Consider the following 902-nt stretch of genomic DNA (forward strand, 5'->3'; position numbering starts at 1 on the left):
GTCTCTTTATAGAGCTTATGAATACCAGACAATTCTTCCTGCATGCCTTTAGAATTGAATGTGTCACAGATACGTTCAGAGGTCTTAATGTCTCTACAAAAAGCCAAAGCCCGCCGCATGGGATTGGGGTCATCACTCAAATCAACCTTCAGATCTATTTTGCTAAGAGCTTGATAACAGCCTATGATCTTGGTCTTATCATCAAGGGTAAGTTCATAATTCTCATCGGTCATCAGATGTTGAATGGATTTACTCACTTCCTCTTCATTAACGCCTAAAACAATAATCTTATAAGGAACTAAGAGTTCATTCTTCACGGCTTTAGAGAATGTATAGGTATAAAGCTCTTTTCCATAGAGCGCTTCATCATCCATAGACGCCAGAATGCCATTCATCTCATGGGCTTGTCTTTTAGCACTATCAGCAAAGATTTTTGGCGTTGCTGTCATGTAGAGGCGTTTTTTCCCTCGAATAATACTGTTGTCATGAACCTTGATAAATTCAGATTCATGCTTGTCTGTTCCCAATACAACACCCGTTGTTCTATGGGCTTCATCACAAATGATCAGATCAAATTCGGGTAAACCATATTCCTTTTGTGCATCGGAAATCACTTGAATGGAATGATAGGTCGAAAAGACCACGGTCATCACATCAAGAGAGGTCTTATTGGCTTTACGTGCAAGTTCTTTTGCATCCGTGGTAGCCGGTAAGACAAGATCTGATGCATCAAGACCAGCTTCATCATCATGTTTCCCTTTACGACGTTTGCCTACTTGTGTATCCGAACACACCGCAAAGGAACGCAAGGGGATTTCTGTATCAAGGGTCCATTCACGGATTGTTTGTGACATCAAAGCAAGGGAGGGTACCAGAAACAACACACGCTTGCCTTTTCCTGC

At 41.6% G+C, this 902-nt stretch carries 1 protein-coding gene; it reads right to left on the reverse strand.

The annotated features are described in order from the left end of the window. A partial coding sequence (locus ABD917_RS08720) for a DEAD/DEAH box helicase family protein (protein ID WP_345119669.1) occupies positions 1-902 on the reverse strand: 902 nt, incomplete at both ends.

Origin of the sequence: Bartonella pachyuromydis, assembly GCF_039543065.1 — a bacterium.
In the GTDB taxonomy this organism is placed as follows: Bacteria; Pseudomonadota; Alphaproteobacteria; order Rhizobiales; family Rhizobiaceae; genus Bartonella; species Bartonella pachyuromydis.